This window comes from Burkholderia sp. AU27893 (assembly GCF_002223205.1).
Lineage (GTDB): Bacteria > Pseudomonadota > Gammaproteobacteria > Burkholderiales > Burkholderiaceae > Burkholderia.
In genome coordinates this window covers 2,143,869-2,170,669 of the sequence record NZ_NKFD01000001.1, presented here as the reverse complement: position 1 = coordinate 2,170,669, position 26,801 = coordinate 2,143,869, and the positions used below count along the sequence as shown (strand labels likewise).

The following is a 26,801-nucleotide window of genomic DNA, read 5'->3' as shown; positions in this document are numbered from 1 at the left end:
CGGAGGAACGACGATGCTGGCATACATACTCAGGCGCTTGCTGCTGATGATCCCGACGCTGATCGGGGTGGTGACGATCACGTTCGCGGTCACGCAGTTCGTGCCGGGCGGCCCGGTCGAACAGGTGCTCGCGCAGTTGCGCCACGGCAGTGCGCGCGGCGGGGAGGCGGGCGGCGCAGGCGGCTACCACGGCAGCCAGGGCGTCGACCCGCAGCAGATCGAGCAGATCCGCAAGCAGTTCGGCTTCGACAGGCCGCCGCTCGAACGCTACGTGCTGATGCTGAAAAGCTATGCGACGTTCGACCTCGGCCAGTCCTATTTCGCGCACCGCAGCGTGTGGGCGGTGATCTGCTCGAAGCTGCCGGTGTCGATCACGCTCGGGATGTGGACAGTGATCCTCACGTACCTGGTGTCGGTGCCGCTCGGCATCGCGAAGGCGGTGCGCAACGGGTCGCGGTTCGATACCGTGACGAGCGTGCTGGTGCTGGCCGGCTACGCGGTGCCCGGCTTCGTGCTCGGCGTGCTGCTGCTGATGCTGTTCGGCGGCGGCACGTTCTGGCAGGTATTTCCGATGCGCGGGCTCACGTCCGACAACTTCGACGACCTGACGCTGATCGGCAAGGCGCTCGACTATCTGTGGCACGTCGTGATGCCGGTGACGGCGTCGGTCGTCGGCAACTTCGCGATCGTCACGATCCTGACCAAGAACACGTTCCTCGAGGAAATCGGCCGGCAATACGTGCTGACCGCACGCGCGAAGGGCGCGCCGGAGCGCGACGTACTGTGGAAGCACGTGCTGCGCAACGCGGCGATCCCGTTGCTCACCGGGCTGCCGGCCGCGTTCGTCGGCGCCTTCCTGAACGGCAACCTGCTGATCGAGACGCTGTTCTCGCTCGACGGCATGGGGCAACTGTCGTACGACTCGGTGATCCGCCGCGACTATCCGGTCGTGCTCGGCTCGCTGTTCCTGTTCACGCTGATCGGCCTGCTGACCAAACTCATCGCGGATATCTGCTATGTCCTCGTCGACCCCCGTATCCAGTTCAACCGCCTGGACCACTGACCAGGCCTGCGCCGCGTGTGCGGCCTCGCCGTCGCCGTGGCGGCGCACGTGGCTGCGCTTTCGCGCGCAGCCGCTCGGCTACTGGAGCCTCGTGATCTTCGCGGTGCTGTTCGCGCTCAGCCTCGGTGCGGACCTGCTGTCGAACGACCGGCCGCTGATCGTGCGCTACGACGGGCACTATTACTTCCCGATCGTGAAGAACTATCCGGAGACGGCGTTCGGCGGCGACTTTCCCGCGATGACGAACTATCTCGATCCGTATATCCGCACGAAAATCGAGTCGCACGGCAATTTCGCGATCTATCCGCCGAACCGGTACCGCTACGACACGATCGACTATTTCGCGTCGCGGCCGTATCCGGCGCCGCCGTCGTCGAGCAACTGGCTCGGCACCGACCAGTTCGGCCGCGACGTGCTCGCGCGGCTGCTGTACGGGTTCCGGCTGTCGGTGCTGATGGCGTTCGCGCTGACCGTATCGGGCGTGCTGGTCGGCGTGCTGACGGGCGCGCTGCAAGGCTTCTACGGCGGCCGCACCGACCTGGTCGGGCAGCGCCTGATCGAGATCTGGAGCGCATTGCCGGACCTGTACCTGCTGATCATCTTCGCGTCGATCTTCACGCCGTCGCTGTGGCTGCTGTTCATCCTGCTGTCGATGTTCGGCTGGCTCGTGCTGTCCGACTACGTGCGTGCCGAATTCCTGCGCAACCGCGCGCTCGACTATGTGAAGGCCGCGCGCACGATGGGGCTGACGAACGCACAGATCATGTGGCGCCACGTGCTGCCGAACAGCCTCACGCCGGTGATCACGTTCCTGCCGTTCCGGATGAGCGCGGCGATCCTGTCGCTGACGAGCCTCGATTTCCTGGGCCTCGGCGTGCCGCCGCCGACGCCGAGCCTCGGCGAGCTGCTGCAGGAGGGCAAGAACAACCTCGATGCGTGGTGGATCTCGATCGCGGCGTTCGCGGCGCTGGTGGTGACGCTGCTGCTGCTCACCTTCATGGGCGATGCGCTGCGCAACGCGCTCGATACACGCACGCGCGGTTCGGCATTCGGCGGAGGGCGGTGATGACGAGACCGTTGCTGCAGATCGACGGGTTTTCCGCGCATTTCGGCGCGCACGCGGCCGTACAGGACCTGAGCCTGTCGATCGCCCGCGGCGAGCGCGTGGCGCTCGTCGGCGAATCGGGGTCGGGCAAGAGCGTGACCGCACTGTCGATCCTGCGGCTCGCGCAGCAGGCGACGCTGTCGGGGCGGATGCTGTTCGACGGCGAGGATCTGCTCGCGAAAACGGAGCAGCAGATGCGCGGGATTCGCGGTGCCGACATCGCGATGGTGTTCCAGGAGCCGATGACCGCGCTCAATCCGCTGTATACGATCGGCAAGCAGATCGCCGAGAGCCTGCGGCTGCACGAGGGGCTGCGTCCGGGCGACGCGCGCGAGCGCGGGATCGCGCTGCTGCGGCGCACCGGGATTCCCGAGCCGGAGCGCCGCATCGACAGCTTTCCGCACCAGCTGTCGGGTGGGCAGCGGCAACGCGCGATGATCGCGATGGCGCTGGCGTGCCGGCCGCGGCTGCTGCTCGCGGACGAGCCGACCACCGCGCTCGACGTGACGGTGCGCCAGCAGATCGTCGACCTGCTGATCGAGCTGCAGGAGCAGGAGGCCGCCGCGCGCGGGATGGCCGTGCTGCTGATCACACACGACCTGAACCTCGTGCGGCGCTTCGCGCAGCGCGTGGCCGTGATGGAGAAGGGCATGCTGGTGGAGACCAACACGACCGCCGCGCTGTTCGCGGCGCCGCAGCATCCGTATACGCGCCGGCTGCTCGACAGCGCGCCGCAACGGGCGGTCGAGCCGGTTGCCGCCGGCGCGCAGACGATCCTCGACGTGCAGCACCTTGCCGTCGACTACCGTATCGCGGCAAAGGGCTGGCGCTCGGTGCTCGGCAAGACGACGTTCCGCGCCGTCCACGACGTGCAGCTGAGTCTGAAGCGCGGCGAAACGCTCGGGATCGTCGGCGAGTCAGGCTCGGGGAAATCGACGCTCGCGTCGGCCGTGCTCGGCCTGCAGCGGCCGGCGTCGGGCGGGATCGAGATCGATGGCATGCCGCTGGCGTCGCTGCGCACGACGCGGGGCCGGCGCACGCTGTACGGGCGCATGCAGGTGGTGTTCCAGGATCCGTTCGGCTCGCTGTCGCCGCGCATGACGGTCGAGCAGATCGTCGGCGAGGGGCTCGGCGTGCACCGGCCGCAAGTGGCCGGCGACGCGCGGCGCGCGCGGATCGCGGCGCTGCTGCAGGAAGTCGGCCTGCCCCCCGAGGCGATGCTGCGCTATCCGCACGAGTTTTCCGGCGGGCAGCGGCAGCGGATCGCGATCGCGCGGGCGCTGGCGGTGGAGCCGGAGCTGCTGGTGCTCGACGAGCCGACGAGCGCGCTCGACGTGTCGATCCAGAAGCAGGTGCTGAATCTGCTGACGAATCTCCAAAAGAAGTACAAACTCAGCTACCTGTTCATCACGCATGATCTGGCGGTGATGCGCGCGATGGCCCACCGGGTCATCGTGATGAAGGCGGGGCGCGTGGTCGAGGCGGGCGAGACGCTCGACGTACTGCACGCGCCATCCCATCCGTATACGCGGGCGCTGCTCGCGTCGTCCATGCTGGCGCCCGAGCGCGGCCCGCAGGAGCAGCAAGAGAGAACCGATGATTGACGAGAACCGGGCGCCGGGCGTCCGAGCCGTGCAGGCAGCACAGGGGTTGCGCAGCGACGCCGATTTCTGGTCGCTGCGTATCGTCGACGAGACGATCGACGAACACGCGGTGCGCAACGACGTCGCGCAGCCGTTTTCGCGCACGCGCGAGCGTGGTGCGATGCTGACGGCCTGGGCCGGCACGGGCGCCGGCTATGCGGCGACGCCCGACCTGTCCCCGGCCGGGCTGCAGGCGGCGCTCGACATCGCGACCGCGCGGGCCCGGGCCAGCGCGCCGTGGGCGCTGGTCGATCATCGCCAGGCCGCGCGTCCGCAGGCGAGCGGCACCTATGCGTCGCCCGATGTCGACGCGGCGCTGCCGTCGCGCGCGGAATGGATCGAGCGTCTCGCGCACGAATGCGCGGCGGCAAACCTCGGTGCGCGTATCGTCGAGCGTTCGGCGAGCGTGATGATCGTGCATACCGAGCAGTGTTACGTGACGAGCGACGGCGTACGGATCGACCAGCGCTTCCGCTTCCTGATGCCCGAGCTGCAAGCCGTCGCCCATGGCGACGGCGACACGCAGACGCGCTCGCTCGGCCAATCGGGCACGCTGGCGCAGGGCGGCATCGACGTGCTGGCGCGCTACGGTTTCGACGGCGCCGGCGCGCGCGTGGCCGACGAGGCGCTGCAGTTGCTCGCCGCGCCGAACTGCCCGACCGGCCGGCGCGACCTGCTGCTGATGCCGGACCAGATGATGCTGCAGATCCACGAGTCGATCGGCCATCCGCTCGAGCTCGACCGGATTCTCGGCGACGAGCGCAACTTCGCCGGGTCGAGCTTCGTCAGGCCGGAGATGGTCGGCCACTATCAGTATGGTTCGCCGCTGCTGAACGTCACGTTCGATCCGGAGCCGACGGCCGAAGCCGCGTCCTACGCGTTCGACGACGACGGCACGCCGGCGCGCAAGCAGTACCTGATCCGCAACGGCGTGCTCGAACGGCTGCTCGGCGGGGCGCTGTCGCAGCAGCGCGCGGGCCTGCCGGGCGTGGCCAACTCGCGTGCGTCGAGCTGGAACCGCGCACCGATCGACCGGATGGCGAACCTGAACGTCGAACCCGGCGACCAGTCGCTCGATGCGCTGATCGCGGGCACCGAGCACGGGATCCTGATGCGCACCAACACGTCCTGGTCGATCGACGACCACCGCAACAAATTCCAGTTCGGCTGCGAATTCGGGCAACTGATCGAGAACGGCCGGCTCACGCAGGTCGTCAAGCGCCCGAACTACCGCGGCATCTCCGCCCAGTTCTGGCGCAGCCTGCGCGCGGTCGGCGATGCCAGCACGTTCGGCATCTACGGCACGCCGTACTGCGGGAAGGGCGAGCCTGCGCAAATCATCCGTGTCGGCCACGCCGCGCCGGCCTGCGTGTTCGCCGGCGTCGACGTCTTCGGAGGCGCGTGATGACGGGATTCGATCCGATGACACGCCAGGCCGGAATCGACTGGCATGCGTATTTCGCCCGGCTCGCCGAGGAGGCACAACGGCTGACCGCGCCGACCGAAACCGTGCTGCTCGGCTTCTCCGGCGAAACGTCCGACTTCATCCGTTTCAATGGCGGCAGGATTCGCCAGACCGGGCGCGTCACGCAGGGGCGGCTGTCCGTGCGGCTCATCGACGGCGCGCGGCAGGCACACTCGGCGCTGACCGTCTGCGGCGATCCGGCGGCCGATCTGCGCGAACTGGCGGACGCGCTCGCCGTGCTGCGTGACGGCCTGCGCGATGCGCAGGACGATCCGCACCTGCTGTTCGATACCTCGTCGTGGGTGCAGGAAACGCGCCGCACCGGGCGCCTGCCGAATGCGGACGGGCTCGCGCGAATCGTGGTCGAATGCGCGCGCGGGCTCGACCTCGTCGGCTTTTACGCGGGCGGCACGCTGGCGCGCGGCTTCGCGTCGTCGACCGGCAGCCGCGGCTGGTACGAGGTCGAGAATTTCAACTTCAGCTGGTCGCTGTACGACCCGAGCGGCCGCGCGATCAAGACCGTCTATGCGGGCGACGACTGGCGCGATGCAGCGTTCGCGGCCAAGGTCGACGCGGCCGCCGCGCGGCTGCCCGTGCTCGGCCGCACGCCAAAGGCGCTTGCGCCCGGGCGCTACCGCGCGTACTTCGCGCCGGACGCCATTCACGAGATGACGAGCCTGCTCGGCTGGAGCGGCTTTTCGGCGCGCGCGGTCGCGAGCGCCCGCAGCCCGCTGCATCGCCTGTATGCCGGCGAGGTCGCGCTCGATCCGCGCGTATCGATCACCGAGGATTTCTCGCTGGGCATCGCGCCCGCGTTCAACGCGGACGGCTACCGGCGCGACAGCGTGCCGCTCGTCGTCGAAGGGCGGGGCGCCGGGCAGCTCGCCTGCGCACGCACCGCGCGCGAGCAAGGGGGCACGCCGAACGGAGCGGACAACGGCGAAGCGCCGCAGTCGCTGACGATCGCCGGCGGCACGCTCGCCGATGCCGACGTGCTGGCCGCGCTCGACACGGGGCTCTACGTCGGCAACCTCTGGTACCTGAACTTCTCGGACCCGATTGCGTGCCGGATGACGGGGATGACGCGGTTCGCGACGTTCTGGGTCGAAGGCGGCCGCATCGTCGCGCCGGTCGACGCGATGCGGTTCGACGACAGCTTCTACCGGCTGTTCGGGTCGGCGCTCGAGCAGCTCGGCGCGGCACCGGCGCTGCTCGCGAACGACGACACGTACGGCGAGCGCGCCACCGGAGGCGCACAGCTGCCGGGGCTGCTCGCACGTTCATTCGAGCTCACGCTGTAGCGCGTTCGCGGACCCTCGCCGATGCCGTCATTCTTCATCGACCGTCCCGTCTTTGCGTGGATCGTCGCGCTCGCGATCGTCGTCGCGGGCGTGCTGGCCATTCCACAACTGCCGATCGCGCAGTATCCGCGCCTGGCGCCGCCGCGGGTCGTGATTACTGCGTCCTATCCGGGTGCGTCGACCGAGACGGTCGATGCCAACGTCGGCAGCATCATCGAGGAAAGCCTCGACGGCGCCGACGGGCTGCTGTACTACGAGACCAGCAGCGACGGCCACGGCAACCTCGAGATCGGCGTGACGTTCGCGCCCAGCACCGATCCGGACATCGCGCTCGTCGACGTCAACAACCGGTTGAAGCAGGTCGAGCCGCGGCTGCCTCAGCAGGTCGTCCAGCAGGGGATCGGCGTGTTCAAGGCGGCGAACACGTTCCTGATGCTCGTCACGCTGACGTCGACCGACGGCACGCGCGATTCCGCGCAGCTCGGCGATTACCTGAACCGCTACGTGCTGCGCGAGCTGAAGCGCGCGCCGGGGGTGGGCGCGGCCGAGCTGTGGGATGCCGACGAGGCGCTGCGGGTCTGGCTCGATCCGGTGAAGTTGCGCGAATACGATCTCGGCGCCGACGACGTGATCACGGCAATCAGTGCGCAGAACGCGACGGTCACGGCCGGCGCGATCGGCGATGCGCCGTTCGTGCGCGGCCAGCAGCTCACCGCGACGGTCGTGGTCAAAGGGCAGCTCACGTCGCCCGAGGAGTTCGGCCGGATCGTGCTGAAATCGAAACAGGACGGCTCGGTGGTACGCGTGGCCGACGTCGCGCGCATCGAGATCGGTCGCGACGACTATTCGTTCTATTCGCGGCTGAACGGCCGGCCGGCCGCGACGGTCGGCATCCAGCTCGGCCCGCGCGGCAACGCGCTCGAAACGTCGAATGCGATCCGCGCCCGGCTCGCGGAGTTGTCGCGGACGCTGCCGCCGGGCGTCGCGGTCGAGATTCCGTTCGACGGCGCGCACTTCGTCAAGATCGCGATCCACGAAGTCGTGCTGACGCTCGTCGAGGCCGTGGTGCTGGTGTTCTGCGTGATGTGGCTGTTCCTGCGCGACCTGCGCTACACGCTGGTGCCGACCGTCGTGATCCCGGTCACGCTGATGGGCGCGTTCGTCGCGATGTGGGCGTTCGGTCTGTCGATCAACGTGTTCACGATGTTCGGCCTCGTGCTGGCGATCGGCATCCTGGTCGACGATGCGATCGTCGTCGTCGAGAGCGTGCACCGCGTGATGGAGGAGGGCGTGTCGCCGCGCGACGCCACGCGCCGGGCGATGAAGCGGATCGGCGGGGCGATCGTCGGCGTAACCGCGGTGCTGACCGCCGTGTTCGTGCCGATGGCGTTTTTCCCGGGCAGCGTCGGCGGCATCTACCGGCAGTTCGCGGTGGCGATGATCGCGTCGATGCTGGTGTCGTCGTTCATGGCGCTGTCGCTCACACCCGCGCTGTGCGCGAACCTGCTGAAGCCAGTTGCGCGACACGATGGCGGCGCCGGCCGTGCGCGGCGACGCGGCATCGGCGCGCGTCTGGCCGACCGGTTCGGTGCGGCTTTCGCGCGCGCCGAAACCGGTTATCGCCGCGTCGCCGTGTTTGCGGTGCGCCGCACCGGCATGGTCGTGGTGGTGTACGCGGCGCTCGTGATCGGATGCGGGTTGCTGTACTGGATGATGCCGGGCGGTTTCCTGCCGACCGAGGACCAGGGGCAACTGCAGGTGATGATCCAGTTGCCGGCCGGCGCCACGCAGGCGCGCACGCTCGCGGTCGTCGGGCGGGTGGAGGCCATCCTGCACGCGGAGCCGGCGATTGCGAACGTGACGAGCGTGATCGGCTGGAGTTTCGTCGGCAGCGGGCAGAACGTCGGGATGGCGTTCGTGGAACTGAAGGACTGGGCGAAGCGCGACGTCGACGCGATGGCGTTGCGCGACCGGCTCAACGGGCGCTTCGGTGCGATCCTCGACGGCGACGTCGAGGCGGCGCTGCCGCCGTCGGTGCGCGGCATCGGGCATTCGGACGGCTTCACGTTCCGGCTCGAGGATCGCGGCGGGGTCGGGCTCGATGCGTTGAAGGCGGCCCGCGAGCAGCTTGCCGAGCGCGCGAAGGCGGATCCGTTGCTCTCGGCCGTGCATTTCGAGGACCTGCCGGATGCACCGCGCATCGAACTCGATGTCGATCGCGCGAAGGCGTATGCGCTCGGCGTGCCGTTCGAGCGGATCGCGGGGCTGCTGGGCGGCACGTTCGGCTCGAACTACATCAACGACTTTCCGGCATCGGGCCGGATGCGGCGGGTGATCATCGAGGCCGATCCGGAGGCGCGCGCGACCGATACGCAACTGATGGCGCTGACCGTGCCGAACCGTACCGGCGACATGGTGCCGCTGTCGGCCATTGCCGCGCCGCACTGGACGATCGGGCCGGTGATGCTGAACCGGTACAACGGCTATCCGTCGCTCGACATCAGCGGCCGCGCGGCGACCGGCACGAGTTCGGGCGCGGCGATGGCGGAGATGGAGCGGCTTGCCGCTGCGCTGCCGGCCGGGATCGGCTTCGACTGGGTCGATGCGGCGCGCGAGGAGCAGGTCGCCGCGCGGCAGACGCCGCTGCTCGTCGGGTTGTCGGTGCTCGCGGTTTTCATGGCGCTGGCCGCGCTGTACGAAAGCTGGACGATTCCGCTGTCCGTGCTGACGATCGTGCCGCTCGGCATGATGGGGGCGATCGCGGCGGCGCTCGCGCGCGGCATGCCGAACGACGTGTATTTCAAGGTCGGGATGATTACCGTGGTCGGGCTGGCGGCGAAGAACGCGATCCTGATCGTGCAATACGCGCGTGACCTGGTCGTGCATGGTGTGCCGTTGCGGCAGGCGGTGGTCGATGCGGCCGCTGCGCGATTCCGGCCGATCGTGATGACGTCGATGGCGTTCCTGCTGGGCGTTGTGCCGCTGGTGCTGGCGACGGGCGCGGGGGCGGAAAGCCGACGGTCGATCGGCACGGGCGCGTTCGGCGGTGTGCTGGCGGCGACGGTGTTCGGGCTCGTGTTCGCGCCGGTGGCGTTTCGGGTCGTGGCGTCGGTCGGGCGAGGCGGCAGGCGGGTGGCGGTGACGAAGCGGGATGATCGTCAGGCGGAGGTGGTAGGGGAGTGAAGTCGCTTCGAGAGGTGATTTTCGAGCGTTGTGTTGATTAAATGCGATTGCCGCGCAGACGGTTCACCGACATTTCAATTCAAGGAGACGAATTCAGACCATGTCCTACGTTCTGTATTACTCGCCCGGCGCGGCAAGCATGGCCGTGCACTGGATGTTGATCGAACTCGGCGTGCCGTTCGAAACGCGCCTCGTCGATATCGATACGGGGGCGCAGCATACGCCTGAGTATCGGCGGTTGAATCCCGCGGGCCGAGTGCCGACGCTGGTCGTCGACGGCGTGCCGCGGACCGAATCGGCCGCGTTGCTGATGCTGCTCGCCGAACGCCATCCGGAGCCGCGCCTGGCTCCGGATCCGGGCTCGCCTGAACGTGCCGAGTGGTTCGAGATGATGATCTATCTCGCCAATTCGGTGTTGCCGGCGATGCGAAACTGGTTTTATGCGCAGACGGATGGCGATCCGCGGTGCGCTGACATGGTGAAGGTTTTTTCGCAGGGGCAAGTCGAGGCGGCGATGGCGCATCTCGACACGCTGCTGTCCGATGGCCGTTCGTATTTGATCAACGACCGGTTGAGCACGGTCGACTTCCTGGCGCTGATGCTCATGCGCTGGACGCGCAACATGCCGCGTCCGGCAACGACGTGGGTGAATCTGACGCGTTATATCCACGCGCTTCGCGCGTTGCCGACGTTCCTGGAATTGAATGCGCGCGAAGGACTGACGGAGTGGATGAATCCGGTTGCCTGAGCGTTTCGACGGCGCTCAAAAGTGCGGCAGCGGTCGGTTGAAGGCCGCTTGCCGCGAGGTTTGGGGCTGAAATATCGTATTTGACATAATCAACATTATCGCTGGATTCGGTTGTAGTAGCTAAGTTCAAATGTCCGCTTCTGGCTAAGTTCAGATGTCCGTTTTTCGACCCATCGTAAGCTGACCGGCTGCCGGTTGTCCGGCGCCGGAGGCTGCGATGGCTGCAACGGAACGGATCACCATGACGATGCGAGAGCTCGACCGATTCAAGTTCATTCGCTAGAAATTGCGCGCCACGCCGACCATGAACATGTCCTGGTCCTTGTCGTTGCGGGTTGCGACACGATTGAAGCGCAAGCTTGCCGCCCAATCGTTCGTGATCTGATAGGCCACTTGCGCGCTGAGCAACGCATTGAGTCGCGTCCTGCCCGAGGCATCGTTCCGATCCCGCGAGAGATACGGACCGACGCCTGCCGAAAGCGTCCATTTGCTCTTGATCGGCGCGACGTACCAGAATTGCGCGGCCACGCCTCGTCGGCCGGCAACGCCATTGTTGCCTTCATAGACGAAGCTGGCCGAATAGGCCCACGCATTGCCGAGCGGCCGCTTGACTTCGACCATGTATCCCTTTTCGATCGGCACTTGAGGACGGTTCGTCTGCGATGTTCCGGCCCAAACGCCGACCTGCGTCTTGCCGTCCGAAAACGCCGGGCCAGGATCGCCGCCGAAATCCGAGCCGATACCGAACAGCACCGCGTCGGAATTGAATCCGCCGATCATCTGAACGTGGTTGTACTGCAGCTTGAGGAAGAAGCGGTTGGGAACGACGTAATACCGCACGGCTGCCGACGCACGCACGCCCCAGCGCTTGTCATTGCGCGGCTGGTCGTCGACATGTGTCGTGTCCATGCTGAAGTACGGGCCTGCCGAAAATTCGAGCGCCAGACGACTGCCGATCGGCCAACGAAACGAACCCAGGGCGGCAAAACCGTCACGGTGGTGATCCAGCGGATGTCCCTCGTTCAGGTACGCGAGGTAGACCGACAGGTAATCGTTCAAGACGTCACCGAAGCCGACTTCGTACGCACGCCAATGCATGTCGCCGCCCTCGGTCGCGCGTCCGTCGCCATACACCGCATACGCGTTGAGCGTTCTCCCCGATGGTTCGAGTCCGCTCGGCGAACTCGAAGACCCCTCTTCGGCGTGCGCGTGTCCCGGGCACGCCAGTATCGTCAGACCAGCGATCGAGCTTGCGAGGACGAAGCGCGAACAGATGCGACGGCACTGTCCCATTTGGACACCCCCCACCTTGGTAACCGCGATTTCCCGGAAAAGCTGATAGCGATTATAGGCGGCGTCCGGTCAGGCGGCTGACGTGAACCGCATGCCGACATCGGGCGGCACGTCGACGACGAAGCCATCGAGGATGCAACCGCTCGCCTGCTCGCCCGTCGTTCCCGCCAGGCGCGCGGCGATGTCTCAAACCGTTCGCAAATCGCGAGGCTGACAGGCGACATATCGTCGATCCCCGCCGCAATGCGACGCCTGAAGGCGTGCACGACGAATGTTCGCTTCCCTGCCCCGGTTCGGCGGTGAGAAGCACGGAGGCGGCCCGGACGGTGGGCATCAGACGCGTTTTCGAATCGGCGAGTTTGGACTATTCATAGTGCTATTGTGATAAGAAAAGTTATCCTGACATCGACATTGAGTTAGCCAACTGCGTGTTCCGCAGCAGACGAATCGGCGCGTCAAACCGTCCGATAATCAGTCGCCTTTGGTGAGGTCGCGCTACGCCTGAACGTTCGCGCAGCGCATTGAGGCATCGAGGCGCTTGAGCGTGACGTCGAGCGCCGATTGGGCGGGCCGCCCGCCGCAGTAGTGGCGCATGGCAGTTCAGCCGCGAATATCGCGGGCATGTCGACTGACATGACCGTGAAGCGGCCTCGTGCAGCCGGGCGACGCCGCCGCGATCCGCAGCCTTTGACCGCCTGCTCCACGCCCTGACCGCAGTCCCTCAACCCGCCCCACCCTGCATTTGTTCCCCCGACGCAAGACTGTTGCTCCACGGTGGGTATTCGAGATCGCAGCCGGCGCGCCTACAGTTCGCCCATCGGATTCACGGATCCGGTCGGCACCGAAGCCGAGAACCCTTCACCTATCGAGGCAAATCATGAGCGCATCCAAAGTCATCATCGTCACCGGCGCATCGCAAGGCATCGGCGCGGCAACGGTCGACGCATTCCGGGCCCGCGGCCATCGCGTCGTCGCCACGTCACGTTCGATCGGGCCGTCGAACGATCCCGATCTCGTCACCGTCGCGGGCGACATCGGCGATGCGGCCGTCGCACGGCGCGTGGTCGACGCCGCCATCGAACGCTTCGGCCGCGTCGACACGCTCGTCAACAACGCGGGCATCTTCATCGCGAAGCCCTTCACGCAGTACACGGCGGACGATTATGCGCAGATCACGAACGTCAACCTGAGCGGCTTCTTCCACGTCACGCAGCACGCGATCGCCGCGATGCAGAAGCACGGCGGCGGCCACGTGGTCAGCATCACGACGAGCCTGATCGATCACGCGAACAGCAACGTGCCGTCGGTGCTCGCGTCGCTGACGAAAGGCGGATTGAATGCGGCGACGAAGTCGCTCGCGATTGAATATGCGAAGGCCGGCATTCGCGTGAATGCGGTGTCGCCCGGGATCATCAAGTCGCCGATGCACGCGCCCGACACGCACGCGACGCTCGCGTCGCTGCATCCGGTCGGCCGCATGGGCGAAATGAGCGACATCGTCGACGCGATCCTGTACCTGGATTCGGCGTCGTTCGTCACGGGCGAGATCCTGCATGTCGACGGCGGCCAGAGCGCCGGGCATTGACGCGCGGTGTCGAAACCGCGAGCCGGCGCGCCTAGCGCGATGCGCCGGCTCGTTTGGCGCGTGTCCCGGCCGGCTGCCCGGTCGGTGCGCGCGCCAGATGCTCGACGAGAAAGTCGACGAACACGCGCACGCGCGACGACAAAAAGCGCGCATGCGGATACAGCAGCATGAACGGCCGCGACCGGCCGCCGAGGCCGGGCAGCACTTCCACGAGCGTGCCGGCCCGCAGATCCTGCTCGACGATGAAGCGATAGGTCTGGAACAGGCCCGCACCGCTGCGCGCGAGCGTCACACCGGCAAGATAGTCGCCCGACGTACCGTAGCTGCCGGTCGTCGCGACGTCGATCCCTTCCGAGCCATCGTTGAACAGCCACGGAATCGCTCGCCCGCTGCTCGGCAGCTCGAACTGGATGCATTCGTGCGCATGCAGGTCGTCGACGGCGGTCGGCATGCCCGCACGCTTCAGGTAGCCGGGCGTCGCGACGATCACGAGTTCGGCATCCTCCAGCTTGCGGGCGATCAGGTTCGAATCGGCCGGTGCGCTGCCGCGGATCGCGAGATCGTAGCCTTCCTCGGCGAAGTCGATGTTGCGGTTGCTCAGGTGGGTGTCGACGCGCACGTCCGGATATCGCTCGCGAAACGCCGGCAGCAGCGGCAGCACGCGATAGTGCCCGTACGGTGTCGGCATGCTGATCCGCAGCACGCCGGCGGGCGTCGCCTGCTGGCCGGTCGCCTCGCGCTCCGCATCGACGAGTTGCGACAGCGCGTCGCGACATTGCTCGAAATAGCGGCGGCCGGAATCGGTCAGGCGGATCTGGCGTGTCGTGCGCACGAACAGCCGCACGCCGAGACGCGCCTCGAGCCGCGCGACCGAGCGGCTGACCGCGGCCGGCGTGACGCTCGCCGCGTTGGCCGCGAGCGTGAAGCTGCCGAGTTCGGCGGCGAGACAGAATAGCTCGATGCTGCCGAGCAGCAGATCGTCGAATTGTCGTTGCATGGGGCGATTCCTGCCGTCTCCGGCGCGTGGCGCGCGATGGAGCCGAGTGTGCATGAATCCCGCCCGGGAAACCAGCGGGCGTGCATGGCGAGATTCGTTACACCGCGTCGTGAATCAATTGCGCCGCTGACATTTACCGGTTTCGGCCGCCTGACTACAGTGACTCACAGGCAGCACCGATCGCCCGAACCCTTTTCCCGCAAGGAGCCCGACATGACCGTCGAACAGAAACTGGCCGACCTCGGCCTCGCGTTACCCGAGCCGCCGAACCCGCTCGGCAACTATACGGCCGCCAGCGAAGCCGGCAACCTGTTGTTCGTCTCCGGACAACTGCCGCTGGTCGACGGCAAGATTGCCTATACCGGCCGTGTCGGCGAGCAGTTGAACGTCGACGAAGGCAAGCATGCCGCCCGGCTCGCGGCGCTGAACGTGCTCGCGCAGATTCGCCGGCACCTGGGCGGGTTCGAGCGCCTGCGCAAGATCGTGCGCGTCGAGGGGCACGTGAGTTCGGCCGACGGTTTTTTCGGGCAGCCGTCCGTGATCGACGGCGCGTCGGACCTGTTCGCCGCCGTGCTGGGCGAAAAGTCGGGCCATGCGCGCTCGGCGTTCTCCCAGCGCCAGTTGCCGGCCGACGCGGCCGTGATTCTCGTCGTGATCGCCGAGATCGACCCGGCCTGACCGATCGGCCGCCCTGCGGGGCGGCCCGCCATTCCCGGAGCGTTTTCACCTGCCCTGCCCGGATGCGTCGCGCGTCGAATATCGGGGATCGACCGTCGGAATGCCTTCTCCTGCAAGGCTGTACACGTTCCAGATACATTGAAATACAAAATATCGGATGCGATTTAATCGAATGCGCTTGACTGAGTGGGTCGCCTCGACGAAACTCCATCGCATGCGATCGAATCGCATCTGAAACAAACCACCCAACTGACGGAGCAAACGATGAGCAAGATCGAAAAAGTGCTGTACACGGGCAAGACGCATACGACTTCGGGCGGCCGCGACGGCGCGGCACGCAGTTCCGACGGCCGCCTCGACATCCAGTTGTCGTCGCCGGGCAGCGCCGGCACCGGCACCAACCCGGAACAACTGTTCGCGGCCGGCTGGTCGGCCTGCTTCATCGGTGCGATGCAGCTTGCGGCGCGTGCCGCGAAGGTAACGCTGCCGGCCGATCTCGCGGTCGACGCCGAAGTGGATCTCGGCACCGCCGGCAACGCGTACTTCCTGCAGGCCCGGCTGAACGTGAGCGTGCCGGGGCTCGATCGCGACGTCGTGCAGCGCATCGTCGATGCGGCGCACCAGACCTGCCCGTATTCGAAGGCGACGCGCGGCAACATCGACGTCGACATCCGTATCGCTTGAACGATGCATCAGGCGGCCTGGCGCCGCCTTGCCGAATACCCGATTTCTTTTCTTTCTTTTTGAGGTGAATGATGAATACCCGACTGATCGCCGCCCTTCTCGTCGCTGTTTCGGCCACGGTTGCCGCACCGGCGTTCTCCAGCGAATCGACCGTGACGCGTGCGCAGGTGCGTGCCGAGCTCGCGCAGTTGCAACAGGCCGGCTACCCGCTGAATCGCGCGACCGACGCCACCTATCCGAATGATCTCCAGGCTGCACTCACGCAGATCCATGTCGTCGATGCGGTCGCCCGCAACGAGCAGGCGTCCGGCTACGGCAGCAACGGCGAGGCGGCAACGCAATCGGGTCGCCGGCATGCGCTCAGCGTGGCCGACCGCTCGGTGTATTTCGGTCATTAATCGCGACGCATCGTCGATACGCGAACCCTGAATCCCTTCTATTTCTCTTCTGTCGAGGTCAATGATGAAAACCCAACTGATCGCCGCCCTTCTCGTGGCCGTTTCCGCATCCGCTGCCGCACCGGCGTTCGCCGATGCAGCCGCCGTATCCCGCGCGCAGGTGCGTGCCGAGCTCGTCCAGCTCGAACAGGCCGGCTATCGTCCGGGCCGCGCGAACGATCCGCACTACCCGGACGATCTGCAGGCCGCGCTGACGCGCATTCACGCGAACGACACCGCGGTGGCCGAAGCCGCGACGTCCGGTTACGGCAGCGATGCCGCCGCTGCGTCGCAGTCGGGCAGCCGGCATGCGACGCGAATCGCCGAACGCTCGATCTACTTCGGTCATTGAGCGACACCGCGAACGGCGCCGGTGGCCGGCGCACGATGCGCAACCCATGAATTCCATTTTCTTGTCGAGGTGAATGATGAAGACCCAACTGATCGCTGCCGTTCTCGTTGCCGTGTCGGCTGCCGTTGCCGCGCCGGCGTTTGCCGGTGACGGCACCGTGACGCGCTCGCAGGTGCGTGCGGAACTGGCCGCGCTGCAGAACGCCGGCTACCTGCCGAACCGGCCCAACGATCCGAACTATCCGGACAATCTCCAGGCTGCGCTGCGCCGGGTTCACGACACCGATGCAATCGCGGTCGAGTCGCAGGCATCGGGTTACGGCAGCGACGCCGGCAGTGCGACGCAGTCCGGCAGCCGCAGCGTGGTTCGCACGGCCGAGCGCTCGATCTACTTCGGCCATTGAGCATGGCGCGTCGGAATCGTCGCGCCGATCCGGTCAGTTCGGTACGGGGTGTGAGAAACGGGAGCGCGCGAGCACGGCGCGCGCCTCGCCGGTCGTCGGCGAAAAACAGCGTTGCAGGTCGGCGCGCACCACGTGCTCGTGTCGGCCCGCAATTCGACGGTGCGCCGTGCCGATGCGGCTGCCGGCGCTCGCGGCCCGTGATCGTCGAAGCAGCAACATCAGCCGTGGCAGGCCGGACAACAAGCCGTACCCGGGCGCGTTCACGATGACGCGCTCCCCTCCATCGAGGGTCGCATGCCGCTCGAATCGAGCGATGGCATGGCATCGAAGCCGCGCAAAATAGCGGCTTCCACAACCGTATCGCGCAACGGCCGCGCAACGGGCCTCTGATGGCCGGCCGCATCGATTCGGCGCTCGAAGCGATACACGATGGCGGGCGGGAAGTTCATCCACGCGACACCCACCCGGACGGCGCGAATGCGCATGGCCTCCAGGTCGCGCGCCGGGATCGGGCAGCGCGGCACATACGTGAACTGGTAGAACGCACCATCGGCGGCGAGGTGGCGCGCAAACGCGCAGCGAACGATCGCGACGGCCCGTTCGACCGGCATCGCGACGAGCGGCAACCCGCTCACGATCGCATCCGCACGCGCCCCGCCGAAGAAGTCGCCCGTCATGCCGAGTTGCGCCGCATCCATCTGCATGACCCGCAGCGCGGGAAACTGATGCCGCAGCGTGTTCGCGAAAGCGGGATCGGCTTCCACCAGCACCAGCCGGTCACTCGTGACGCCGCGTGCGAGCAGTGCCCGCGTGAACACGCCGGTGCCCGCGCCGAGTTCGATCACGGTGGCGCCGTCGCGCGGGATATCGGCGGTGATCAGTGCAGCGAGTGCCGGGCCGGACGGCGCAAGCGCGCCGACGCGGCGTGGATGGCGCAACCAGGTACGCAGGAACAGCAACCATTCGGGGATTCGCATCGACAGGCTCCAGGCAGGATCGATCGGTCAACGACATGTCGGGCTAGGTGGCCGCTCGTGCAGCCAGGTAGCCGGCCGTGATGAACAGCGTGTTCCAGAGCGCGATGCCGGCCGCGGCACCCGACGCGAACCGCGCGAAACTCGTCTCCAGCAAGCCGGCGAGCGCGGGGGCGACGAGCCGGACGAACGGCACCAGTTGCGACCAGAGTGCGAGCCGCGTGGGCCGCGCGCGGATGCCGTCGATCAGCGCGTCGATTCTTGCGGGCTGCAGCCTGCCCAGCGGCGCGATGCGGCGCAGCAGGGTCAGCACGCTGTCTTCCGGCCACAGGTTGCCGAGCGCGTAATGCAACAGGCAGCCGGCGAAGCTTCCGAGTGCCGTGACGACGATCGCTTCCGGCAATGTCCATACGCCTTGCGCGCTGGCGACGCCGATCATCGTGAGGAGCGCGTGGGACGGCAGCACGGGGATCAGCCGCTCGATCAGCGACAGGCCGACGAGGCAGGCAATGCTGTTGGCGCCTGCCACGCCGAACGCGAGGCCGAACGGGGCGAGCGTGGCGAGCTGGTTCATCGCACCGCTCCCGCGCGGCCGGCGCGCAACGCGCACGACGCGCACAATGCACGCGGCCTTCCGTGCCAGAATGGCCCGCACCGACGCGGCGCGAAGGTGGGGCGTCGTGCCGCATTGCATTGCAGCAACGGAATTGAAGGACGTGACACGGTCATCGCGAGCCTCTCGAGGAAACGCCAGATGCATTGCACCGGCAATGCGGCGAATGGCACGCATCGTGGCCCCCGGGCTTTAAGAAGTTTTTAATCGCGGTCGGTCAGGCTGGCGACCTCGACAATCGAGGAGCGAAACCGATGCATATCCTGCTGGTGGAAGACGATGTCATGCTGGCCGACGCCGTGTGCGCGGGCCTCAGGCAGAACGGCTGGCGCGCGGACTGGTCGGCCGACGTGTCGGCGGCGCGGCTCGCGCTCGTCGGCCACGACTACGACGCGGTGCTGCTCGACCTGCAACTGCCGGGCGCGTCCGGCTTCACGCTGCTCGCCGCGATGCGCGCGAACTACGACCCGACGCCGGTATTGATCGTGACCGCGCGCGATCAGCTGAGCGACCGGATCCGCGGCCTCGACGCAGGCGCCGACGACTATCTCGTGAAGCCGTTCCAGCTCGACGAACTCTACGCGCGGCTGCGCGCGCTGACGCGCCGCAGCCAGGGCCGCATGTCGGAACGCCTGGTCTACCGCGACGTGCACGTCGATCCGGCGCGCAAGGAAGTCACGCGCGCCGGCGAACCCGTTGCGCTCAGCATCCACGAGTACCGCACGCTGCTGGCGCTGATGGAGAGGCAAGGCCGCGTCGTCACGCGCACGCAGCTGGAAGCGCGCGTGTACGGCAACGACAGCGATATCGAAAGCAACACGATCGCGGTGTACATCCATCAACTGCGGCGCAAGCTCGGCGACGAGCTGATCGTGACGGTGCACGGCTTCGGTTATCGCGTCGGGGAGAGCCCGGCATGAAGTCGCTACGCGTGCGCCTGCTCGCGACCGTGATGGCGGCGGTCGTCGTGTTCTGGGCGAGCTGGGGGGCGTTTCTCGGCATCGGCCTGTGGCGTGAGCAGCGCGGCTGGCGCGACGGCATGCTCGAGAGCGCCGCGCAACTGCTGCTCCTGGCATTGCCGGATACGATCGATCGCCTGCCCGCGGCGAACGCCCAGGCGGTCGTACCGAACACGGCGTATGGCAACTACGACGTCGCGTTCCAGGTCTGGGTCGATGGCCGGAACGTGATGCACAGCGTGGACGCGCCGGGGCCGGCCCTCAAGGCCGACCTGCGGGACGGATACGGGGTGAGCACCGGGCGTGGCGTCGCGCACGACGAGACCTGGCGCGTGTACTCGCTGTCGGATCCGGCAGGCCGGATTCACGTTCAGACGGGCGGCCCGGCCACGACCTGGCAGGAGAAGGCGAACAATGCGCTGCAACTCGGCCTGTTCAACACGGCGGTGATGCTCGGGATGCTGGGCGTCGTGATCTGGTGGGTGATCCGCTGGTCGTTCGGGCCGGTGCGCGACGTCCAGCAGGCGATCCAGCGCAAGGCGGCGTTCGATTTCTCGCCGTTGCCGCTGGTGACGCTGCCGCGTGAGCTGCGGCCGCTCGTCGAATCGTTCAATCGTCTGCTCGCGCGGCTGGGTCAGGCCGTCGATACCGAGCGCCGTTTCATCGGCGATGCGGCGCACGAGTTGCGCACGCCGCTCGCTGCGTTGTCGGCCCAGGCGGAAGTGGCGTTGCAGGCGGACAGCCTGGCGGACAAGAACGAAGCACTGCGCCGGCTCGCAACGGGCGTCGAGCGCAGCGCGCGGCTATCCGGGCAGTTGCTCGAACTGGCGCGGCTGGATGCAGGGTCACGGGCCGACCAGCACGGGCCGGTCGACCTGTCGCGGCTCGTTGCACTGATCGCGAGCGACTTCGACGCGGCCGCGCATGCGCGCCGACAGACGATGCGGATCGCGGTCGAACCGGTGCGTGTCTGGGGCGACCTCGACGAGATCGCCATTGCGGTGCGCAACCTGATCGACAACGCGCTGCGATACGGCCGTGACGGCGGGCGGGTCGAGATTGCGTGCGACGTCCCTGCCGATGCGGACGGTGCATGGGTCAGGCTGCGGATCGCGGACGACGGGCCCGGTGTGCCGGCCGATGAGCGCGAGCGGATCTTCGAACGTTTTTACCGGGTACCGGGGACGGTGCAGCCGGGCAGCGGCATCGGCCTGTCGCTCGTCGCGCGAATCGCCGAGTCTCACGGCGGTTCGGTCGAAGTAACGGCCGGGATCGACGGGGACGGGCTGGCGGTGATCCTGTCGTTCCCGATATGGATGGATCCGCAGCGCTGGCAGCGGTAGTTGGCGCGCCGCGCCCTGCCCGTCCGATCCCGGTCTATGCTGTGCCACCGACACCTTCAATCAAGGAGCAGTTCATGTCCGATGCAACGACCGGAAACCCGCCAGGCAATGCGCACCCGCTCGACCGTGTGGTGTGGAATGCGCTGACGGGCAGGCAGCGCCGCTTGGCGCTCGGTCATGGCCGGGCCTGGCGGTTTCCGGTCGCCATCGCGCCGTTTGCCGCGATCGAGGATACAAGCGCGGCGTCGTTAGACGCATTGCGTACGTTGATCGCGGCTCACGGGCCGGCGGCGCTGGTCACGCCGGACGAGATCGAACCGCCGGCGGGATTGTCGGCGATCCGGCGCGCGAGCCTGTTGCAGATGGTCTGGCAAGGGACGGTCGACCCGGCGCCTCAATCGGGTTACGTCACGCTCGCCGAAGCCGACGTGCCGGACATGCTCGCGCTGACCACGGCCGCCCAGCCCGGCCCGTTTGGCCCGCGCACGGTCGAGCTCGGCCATTACATCGGCATCCGCAGCGAAGGCAGGCTGGCCGCGATGGCCGGCGAGCGGATGCAGGTCGACGGGTATACGGAGATCAGTGCGGTCTGCGTGGATGCCGCGTTCCGGGGGCAAGGGCTGGCGGCGCGTCTGATGCGTGCGTTGATCGCGGAGATCGATGCGCGTGCGGATACGCCTTTCCTGCACGTCCTCGCGTCGAACCAGGTGGCGATCGAGCGTTATCTCGCACTCGGGTTTGTCGTCCGCCGCGAGATGAACCTGCTGGTGCTGGGCGACGGGCACGCATGACGACGCGGCCGGCACGCGGGTCGTGCCGGCCGCAGCGTGACCGGGCGTTTATTCGTCGGTCGACCGGATCAGGTTGCCGCGCAGCGTGACGATCGCCTTCTGCATCTTCGCGAATTCGTCCGGCTTCAACCCGGTGGCTTCGACCAGGTTCATGTCGAGCCCCTTCTCACGCAAGCGGCGCCCGCTCTTCGTCAGGCTGACGAGCACCTGGCGTTCGTCCGACGGATCGCGGTGCCGCTCCAGGTAGCCCATCGTCTCGAGCTTCTTCAGGATCGGCGTCAGCGTATTGGATTCGAGGAACAGCTTCTCGCCGAGTTGGCCGACCGTCTGGTTGTCCTGCTCCCACAGCGCAATGATCGTGATGTATTGCGTATACGTGAGGCCCAGCGCTTCGAGGATCGGCTTGTACGCCTTGCCGAACGCGAGGTTCGTCGAGTAGATCGCAAAGCACAGGAACTCGGACAGCTTCGGCGCGGTATCGAATGGGGCTTCGGTCGGTTTCATGAACGTCCTCCAGCGACGCGAACGGCCGCAGATGGACGCATTATATATCGCGTGCGATCTTATCGGAAGCATGATAATCGGTCTCGATGAACCGGCGCGGCGTCAGGTCGCCCTGCGGCGCTTGCCGGTCTGTGTGCGGCTGGCCGACAGCAGCGTGCATTGCACCGGATGCGCGACTTCGGTTGCGAGCCCGCCCGCGGCAATCAGCAGGATCATCAGCCAGCGTTTCATGCGTCCTCCACGACCGAGAGGCTCGCGCCGTTGGCGACCGTTGCATCGAGCGCATACGGGTCGACGCCATCGAGGCAGCCGAGATTGACGCGCCAGCAGGCGGGGTTCATGCGCGTTTGATGGAACGGATAGATGCCGCACTGGCTGCAGAAATAGTGACGGGCCGTGCGTGTGTTGAACTGGTAGCACGTCAGCGCGCCCTCGCCTTCGACGATCTTCAGTTCGCTGGCGGCGAACATCGGGCTCATCAATGCGCCGCGCCGGCGGCACAGGCTGCAGTTGCAGCGCGTCGCCGGCGTCACGGCCGTTCGGACTTCGAATTTGACGGCCCCGCAATGGCAGGACCCTTTGAACCAGGTTGCAGACATGGTGCACTCCCGAAGAGGTCATGCCTGCTTTATAGCGGACGCCGGAAGCTGCGTTGTATCGCGATGTATCCGCGGTTCGTGCTGATACAGAACATTGCAAATTAGCCGCGGGCGGCGACGTATCGATTCGGCGATCGGGGTGCGTTCACCGATCGCCGCTAAAGGCCGGCGGCAAGCCGCTCGCGATTCGTGCGATCAATCCAGCACGTGCTGCAGCCGCTCGATCGCCGCCCGCGTTTCACGTTCGAGCGCGGCGAACAGCTCGGCCGCCGGCAGCGACCGCGCGAGCGGTGCCGCCTGCCCGGCCCACTGCGCGCCGTAGCCGAATTCCCCCGTTGCCTTCGCCGCCGCGTGCAGCGCCTTGCCGGCGTCGTACGCGATCGGGTACGCGGGCGTGGCCGGCGCGTGCGGGTCGTCGCCGAGCGCGGTCAGCCGGTTCGCGAGGCCGCGTGCGATCCGGCCCGAGATCGCGGCCGTGAACGTCGTGCGGCGGGCCGCGTCGCCCAGCAGCGCGCGGCGATAGCCGTCGTCGATCGACGTCTCCGGGCATGCGACGAACGCGGTGCCGAGCTGGGCGGCCTGCGCGCCGAGCGCGAGCGCGGCGGCGATGCCCTCGCCGTCCATGATGCCGCCGGCGGCGATCACCGGCAGCGCGCATTCGCGCACGATCAGGCGCGTGAGCGCGAACGTGCCGAGGCGATCGTCATGCGCGGTCGAATCGAACACGCCGCGGTGCCCGCCCGCTTCGATCCCCTGCGCGACGATCGCGTCGATGCCGGCAGCGGCGATCTGGCGCGCCTCGTCGAGATGCGTCGCGGACGCGAACAGCGTGACGCCCGCGCGCTTCAGCGCCGCGATCACCTCTGCGGACGGCAGCCCGAAATGGAAGCTGACCACGGCCGGCTTTTCTTCGACGAGCAGCGCCTGCATGGCTTCGTCCGCGACGAAGCTCGTATAGATCTCCGACAGCGTGGCGGGCGGCGTCGCGCCGTATTCGCGGAACACAGGGGCGAGCCAGTCGAGCCACGCGCGTTCGACGGTCGCGTCGGCGTGCGCGGGCTGGTGGCAGAACACGTTGATGTTGAACGGTCGATCGGTGAGCGCGCGCGTGTCGCGGATCATCTTGCGGGCGCCGTCGGCGTTTGTCGCGCCCACGCCGAGCGAGCCGAGCCCGCCCGCATTCGACACGGCGGCCGCCAGCGCCGGCGTGCTGACGCCGGCCATCGGCGCCTGGATGATCGGGGCGCGCATGCCGAGCGTGCGCAACAGCGTCCGGTTGTCGGTCGATTGATTCATGTCGCTTGTCTCCTGCAGGATTCGTCGTCGAAATGCGTCGGCCGGATGCGGGCCGACACGCGTGTGTCGGGTTCGGATCGGTGCGCGTTCGTCGTGCGTGGCGCGCGGCCGGTCACGTGAGCGTGATGTCGAAAACGATGGGTCGCACGTGCGGTGCCGCGGTGTCTGCAATGCCGGCGATGGTGCATGTCGTCGCCGCTTCCCGGCGCGACACCGGTCACTGCGCTCATCGTACGCCAGCCCGCGCTCCGCCGCCCAGCCGCTATCGGCCGCGTGCCCAGTGCGCGAGCCCCGCGCAGGCCGCCAGCAGCGCGCCCGTCACGAAGAACACCGAATGCAGCCCGAGCGCGACGCCGATCTGCCCGCCGATCACCGGGCCGACCACCTGCCCGCTGAACTGCGCGGACTGCAGGTAGCCGAGCATCTGCCCGGTCGCGCGCTCGTCGACCGATTGCCGCACGAGCTTGCCGATCGACGGCAGCAACCCCGCGAGCGACATGCCCATCAGCCCGCGCAGCGCGGCAAGCTGCCACCAGTGCGTGACGAACGCCTGCGGCACCATTGCGAGCGCGGTCACCATCAGGCAGCCGATGATCACGTTCCAGCTGCCGATCCGGTCGGCCAGCGCGCCGAGCCGTGCGGCGGTCAGCATGCTGCCGAGCGCCGAACACGCCATCACGACGCCGGCGACACGCGCAAGGTGGTCGCCGCCCACGCCGAGGCCGCCGATATAGACGGTGATGATCGGTTCGATCGACATGTTCGCGAGCAGCACCATCATCGCCGTCACCAGCAGCGCGGCGACCGCTGCACGATTCGTGCGGTGCGGCGTGCCGGCCGCGGCACTCGACGTGCGCGTGGCGGCATCGGTGCCGGCATGGAAGTCTTCCTTTACGACGAAGATCGTCAGCAGCGCGGCGACGGCGATCATCGCGCCACCGGCGAAGAACGTGCCGCGAATGCCGAGCCAGCCCGGCAGCAACCCGCCGACGAGCGGCCCGACCAAATTGCCCGCGAGCGCACCGGTCGACAGGATGCCGAGCGCCCAGCCGGCGCGCTCGCGCGGCGCCTGCGTGCCGACCATCACGGTTGACGCCGACGCGTAGCCGCCGACGAGCCCCGCGAGCAGCCGCAGCGCGACGAGTTCGACGACGTTGTGCGCGACGCCGATCAACGACATCACGATCGCCATGCCGATCGCGGCACGCACGAGCATCGGCTTGCGGCCGAAGCGGTCCGCGAGGCGGCCCCACAGCGGCGCGGTGACGGCCGTGCCGAGAAACGTCGCGCCGAATGCGATGCCCGACCACTGGATCACGGCCGACTGCGTGTCGACGCCGAGTTGCCGGACGTACAGCGGCAGGAACGGCAGCAGCATGCTCAGGCTGACGAGCGTCGTGAACGAGCCGAACACGCAGACGGCGAGATTGCGTCGCCAGTAGCGCGTGTTGCGTTCGGCGTAGCTGGCGGCGGGTCGCTCGGCCCGTGCCGTGGCGGGGGCATGCGAGATCGTGCTCATTGCGCGCTCCCCGTCGAGGCCAGCTGGGCGGGAAGCCCCTGCGTGACGAAGATGGCCGGCAACGGCGCGAATGCGAAACGGGCCCAGCCGATGCCGGTGAGCACGCGGTGTGTCAGTCCGAACGCGCGGGCGCGAGGCTGGACGGGAAGCGCTTGATGCATGTCGACCTCCATTCGCTGAACGGGCGCCATGCGCGACCGTTGGTTGAAGGAAGTCTAGATTGAGCTGGTTATCGGGAGAATCCTCGTCTCACGAAAGCCATTCTTCCGCATCCCGGTTCAATCGCCGTCGGTAATGGCCGCCAGCCGCGCGAAGTGCTCACGCAGGCGCGGCGCCGCGAAATCGACGAATGCGCGCACCTTCGGCACCGCAAGGCGTCCGTAAGGTGTGACGAGATGGATGGGCAGCGGCGCGTGCTCGCTGTCGCTCAGCACGATCCGCAGCGTGCCGTCTCGCACCGGTTCGGCGACGTGATACGAAAAGAGCCGCGTGACGCCGTGCCCGGCGACGGCCGACGCGACCGCGCCGCGGATCGTGTTGATGATGAAGCGCGGCGCGAACTGGACGACCTGCGGCAGCGCCGACGGCGTGGACGGCGGGAAGCTCCACGAGTCGAGGCCGAAATGCGTCATCGAGATGATCCGGTGCTGCGCGAGATCGGCCGGTGTCTCGATTGCCGGATGCTTCGCCAGGTAGTCGGGCGACGCCACGACGACCCGCCGCACCGCGCCGACCGGAATCGCGACCAGCGTCGAATCGGACAGGTGCGCGATCCGCAGCGCGACGTCCATTCCTTCGTCGATCAGGCTGACGGGACGGTCGAGTAACTGCAGCCGGATCGACACGGCCGGATGGCGTTCGATGAATTCGTCGAGGAGCGCGCGCAATACGTCTTCACCCGCGGCGACGGGTGCGGTGACCGTCAACAGGCCGCGCGGCGCCGAACGTTCGTCGGCGACCAGCATGTCGGCTTCCTCAAGATCGGACAGGATGCGCCGGCACGCGGCCGCGTAGCGCTCGCCGGCCTCGCTGAGCCGGATCGTGCGCGTCGTGCGGTACAGCAGCGCGGTGCCCGTGTGTGCTTCCAGGAACGCGATCGCGCGGCTGACCGCCGCCGGCGACCGGCCGAGCTTCCGGCCCGCGCCCGCGAGGCTGCCCTCGTCCAGTGTGGCGACGAACACCTTCATCGCATCGATTCGATCCATGGCGTGTTAGCGGGTGCGAGCGGTCGTGGAGTGGGCGGTGGGCAAGCGAGCGTTCAGTCTA

General features: G+C 67.5%; 28 protein-coding genes. 16 read left to right on the top strand and 12 right to left on the bottom strand.

Annotation, left to right across the window (positions count from 1 at the left end; all coding sequences use genetic code 11):
* Positions 1–13 precede the first annotated feature (13 nt).
* The 7 genes from CFB47_RS10240 (at position 14) to CFB47_RS10210 (ending at position 10,508) form a co-directional block, all read left to right on the top strand.
* A complete protein-coding gene (locus CFB47_RS10240; RefSeq protein ID WP_089461103.1) occupies positions 14–1,063 on the top strand; it encodes a microcin C ABC transporter permease YejB in 1,050 nt (349 codons plus the stop codon).
* Positions 1,017–2,129 carry an ABC transporter permease gene (locus CFB47_RS10235; RefSeq protein ID WP_089461102.1) on the top strand — a complete coding sequence of 371 codons (1,113 nt, stop codon included), beginning with the start codon at positions 1,017–1,019 and terminating at the stop codon, positions 2,127–2,129. The genes CFB47_RS10240 and CFB47_RS10235 overlap by 47 nt, the downstream gene beginning before the upstream one ends.
* Complete coding sequence (locus CFB47_RS10230) at positions 2,129–3,772, top strand: ABC transporter ATP-binding protein (RefSeq protein ID WP_089461101.1); 1,644 nt, start codon at positions 2,129–2,131, stop codon at positions 3,770–3,772. Before CFB47_RS10235 ends, CFB47_RS10230 begins: the two co-directional genes overlap by 1 nt.
* Positions 3,765–5,216, top strand: coding sequence for a TldD/PmbA family protein (locus CFB47_RS10225; protein ID WP_089461100.1), 1,452 nt, complete (start codon positions 3,765–3,767; stop codon positions 5,214–5,216). The genes CFB47_RS10230 and CFB47_RS10225 overlap by 8 nt, the downstream gene beginning before the upstream one ends.
* Positions 5,216–6,577, top strand: coding sequence for a metallopeptidase TldD-related protein (locus CFB47_RS10220; protein WP_089461099.1), 1,362 nt, complete (start codon positions 5,216–5,218; stop codon positions 6,575–6,577). Before CFB47_RS10225 ends, CFB47_RS10220 begins: the two co-directional genes overlap by 1 nt.
* Before the next feature lie 21 nt (positions 6,578–6,598).
* Complete coding sequence (locus CFB47_RS10215; RefSeq protein WP_089461098.1) at positions 6,599–9,760, top strand: multidrug efflux RND transporter permease subunit; 3,162 nt, start codon at positions 6,599–6,601, stop codon at positions 9,758–9,760.
* A gap of 100 nt (positions 9,761–9,860) precedes the next feature.
* Entirely contained in the window at positions 9,861–10,508 is a 648-nt protein-coding gene (locus tag CFB47_RS10210; protein ID WP_089456252.1) for a glutathione S-transferase family protein, read from the top strand.
* 279 nt (positions 10,509–10,787) lie between these two features.
* Here the strand turns inward: CFB47_RS10210 and CFB47_RS10205 are convergent, their stop codons facing one another.
* Positions 10,788–11,801 carry a hypothetical protein gene (locus tag CFB47_RS10205; protein WP_089461097.1) on the bottom strand — a complete coding sequence of 338 codons (1,014 nt, stop codon included), beginning with the start codon at positions 11,799–11,801 and terminating at the stop codon, positions 10,788–10,790.
* An 877-nt stretch (positions 11,802–12,678) separates the two neighbouring features.
* On the opposite strand from CFB47_RS10205, the gene CFB47_RS10200 reads away from it, so the two are divergent.
* Positions 12,679–13,386, top strand: a complete 708-nt coding sequence (locus CFB47_RS10200) for an SDR family NAD(P)-dependent oxidoreductase (RefSeq protein WP_089461096.1) — start codon at positions 12,679–12,681, stop codon at positions 13,384–13,386.
* Between the two features lie 31 nt (positions 13,387–13,417).
* Here the strand turns inward: CFB47_RS10200 and CFB47_RS10195 are convergent, their stop codons facing one another.
* The gene (locus tag CFB47_RS10195; protein ID WP_089461095.1) at positions 13,418–14,383 is read right to left on the bottom strand and encodes a LysR family transcriptional regulator; all 966 of its coding nucleotides are present in this window, start codon (positions 14,381–14,383) and stop codon (positions 13,418–13,420) included.
* 213 nt (positions 14,384–14,596) lie between these two features.
* Here CFB47_RS10195 and CFB47_RS10190 point away from each other — a divergent pair, with 213 nt between their 5' ends.
* The 5 genes from CFB47_RS10190 (at position 14,597) to CFB47_RS10170 (ending at position 16,937) form a co-directional block, all read left to right on the top strand.
* The gene (locus CFB47_RS10190; protein WP_089461094.1) at positions 14,597–15,061 is read left to right on the top strand and encodes a RidA family protein; all 465 of its coding nucleotides are present in this window, start codon (positions 14,597–14,599) and stop codon (positions 15,059–15,061) included.
* A 264-nt stretch (positions 15,062–15,325) separates the two neighbouring features.
* Positions 15,326–15,745, top strand: coding sequence for an organic hydroperoxide resistance protein (locus CFB47_RS10185; RefSeq protein ID WP_089461409.1), 420 nt, complete (start codon positions 15,326–15,328; stop codon positions 15,743–15,745).
* 71 nt (positions 15,746–15,816) lie between these two features.
* Entirely contained in the window at positions 15,817–16,143 is a 327-nt protein-coding gene (locus tag CFB47_RS10180; protein WP_089461408.1) for a DUF4148 domain-containing protein, read from the top strand.
* 64 nt (positions 16,144–16,207) lie between these two features.
* Entirely contained in the window at positions 16,208–16,534 is a 327-nt protein-coding gene (locus CFB47_RS10175; RefSeq protein WP_373453136.1) for a DUF4148 domain-containing protein, read from the top strand.
* A gap of 73 nt (positions 16,535–16,607) precedes the next feature.
* Entirely contained in the window at positions 16,608–16,937 is a 330-nt protein-coding gene (locus CFB47_RS10170; RefSeq protein WP_089461092.1) for a DUF4148 domain-containing protein, read from the top strand.
* Positions 16,938–16,970: 33 nt separating this feature from the next.
* Here CFB47_RS10170 and CFB47_RS40325 read toward each other — a convergent pair whose 3' ends face one another.
* Genes CFB47_RS40325 through CFB47_RS10160 form a run of 3 tightly spaced genes read right to left on the bottom strand, consistent with a single transcriptional unit; the run spans position 16,971 to position 18,485 of the window.
* Positions 16,971–17,201: a hypothetical protein gene (locus tag CFB47_RS40325; protein WP_143330826.1), complete on the bottom strand. Its 231-nt coding sequence runs from the start codon at positions 17,199–17,201 to the stop codon at positions 16,971–16,973.
* On the bottom strand, positions 17,198–17,914 hold the full coding sequence (locus CFB47_RS10165) for a class I SAM-dependent methyltransferase (RefSeq protein WP_089456247.1): 717 nt from the start codon (positions 17,912–17,914) through the stop codon (positions 17,198–17,200). The genes CFB47_RS40325 and CFB47_RS10165 overlap by 4 nt, the downstream gene beginning before the upstream one ends.
* Before the next feature lie 43 nt (positions 17,915–17,957).
* Positions 17,958–18,485 carry a DedA family protein gene (locus CFB47_RS10160; RefSeq protein WP_089456607.1) on the bottom strand — a complete coding sequence of 176 codons (528 nt, stop codon included), beginning with the start codon at positions 18,483–18,485 and terminating at the stop codon, positions 17,958–17,960.
* A gap of 293 nt (positions 18,486–18,778) precedes the next feature.
* Between CFB47_RS10160 and CFB47_RS10155 the strand changes: the two genes are divergently transcribed.
* The 3 genes from CFB47_RS10155 (at position 18,779) to CFB47_RS10145 (ending at position 21,617) form a co-directional block, all read left to right on the top strand.
* Positions 18,779–19,444, top strand: coding sequence for a response regulator transcription factor (locus CFB47_RS10155; RefSeq protein ID WP_089461091.1), 666 nt, complete (start codon positions 18,779–18,781; stop codon positions 19,442–19,444).
* Positions 19,441–20,826: an ATP-binding protein gene (locus tag CFB47_RS10150; RefSeq protein ID WP_089461090.1), complete on the top strand. Its 1,386-nt coding sequence runs from the start codon at positions 19,441–19,443 to the stop codon at positions 20,824–20,826. Before CFB47_RS10155 ends, CFB47_RS10150 begins: the two co-directional genes overlap by 4 nt.
* Before the next feature lie 74 nt (positions 20,827–20,900).
* Complete coding sequence (locus CFB47_RS10145) at positions 20,901–21,617, top strand: GNAT family N-acetyltransferase (RefSeq protein ID WP_089461089.1); 717 nt, start codon at positions 20,901–20,903, stop codon at positions 21,615–21,617.
* A gap of 48 nt (positions 21,618–21,665) precedes the next feature.
* Here the strand turns inward: CFB47_RS10145 and CFB47_RS10140 are convergent, their stop codons facing one another.
* From CFB47_RS10140 to CFB47_RS10115, 7 genes are all read right to left on the bottom strand, one after another.
* Positions 21,666–22,121, bottom strand: a complete 456-nt coding sequence (locus CFB47_RS10140; protein ID WP_089461088.1) for a MarR family winged helix-turn-helix transcriptional regulator — start codon at positions 22,119–22,121, stop codon at positions 21,666–21,668.
* Between the two features lie 102 nt (positions 22,122–22,223).
* A complete protein-coding gene (locus CFB47_RS41715) occupies positions 22,224–22,352 on the bottom strand; it encodes a hypothetical protein (protein WP_256946675.1) in 129 nt (42 codons plus the stop codon).
* Complete coding sequence (locus CFB47_RS10135) at positions 22,349–22,720, bottom strand: GFA family protein (RefSeq protein ID WP_089461087.1); 372 nt, start codon at positions 22,718–22,720, stop codon at positions 22,349–22,351. The genes CFB47_RS41715 and CFB47_RS10135 overlap by 4 nt, the downstream gene beginning before the upstream one ends.
* Positions 22,721–22,915: 195 nt before the next feature.
* Entirely contained in the window at positions 22,916–24,016 is a 1,101-nt protein-coding gene (locus tag CFB47_RS10130) for a nitronate monooxygenase family protein (protein WP_089461086.1), read from the bottom strand.
* A gap of 262 nt (positions 24,017–24,278) precedes the next feature.
* Positions 24,279–25,535 (bottom strand): MFS transporter, encoded by a 1,257-nt coding sequence (locus CFB47_RS10125; RefSeq protein WP_089461085.1) that lies wholly within the window; start codon positions 25,533–25,535, stop codon positions 24,279–24,281.
* Positions 25,532–25,696 carry a hypothetical protein gene (locus tag CFB47_RS41160; protein ID WP_179258936.1) on the bottom strand — a complete coding sequence of 55 codons (165 nt, stop codon included), beginning with the start codon at positions 25,694–25,696 and terminating at the stop codon, positions 25,532–25,534. The genes CFB47_RS10125 and CFB47_RS41160 overlap by 4 nt, the downstream gene beginning before the upstream one ends.
* A 117-nt stretch (positions 25,697–25,813) precedes the next feature.
* A complete protein-coding gene (locus CFB47_RS10115) occupies positions 25,814–26,740 on the bottom strand; it encodes a LysR family transcriptional regulator (RefSeq protein WP_089440128.1) in 927 nt (308 codons plus the stop codon).
* Positions 26,741–26,801 lie beyond the last annotated feature (61 nt).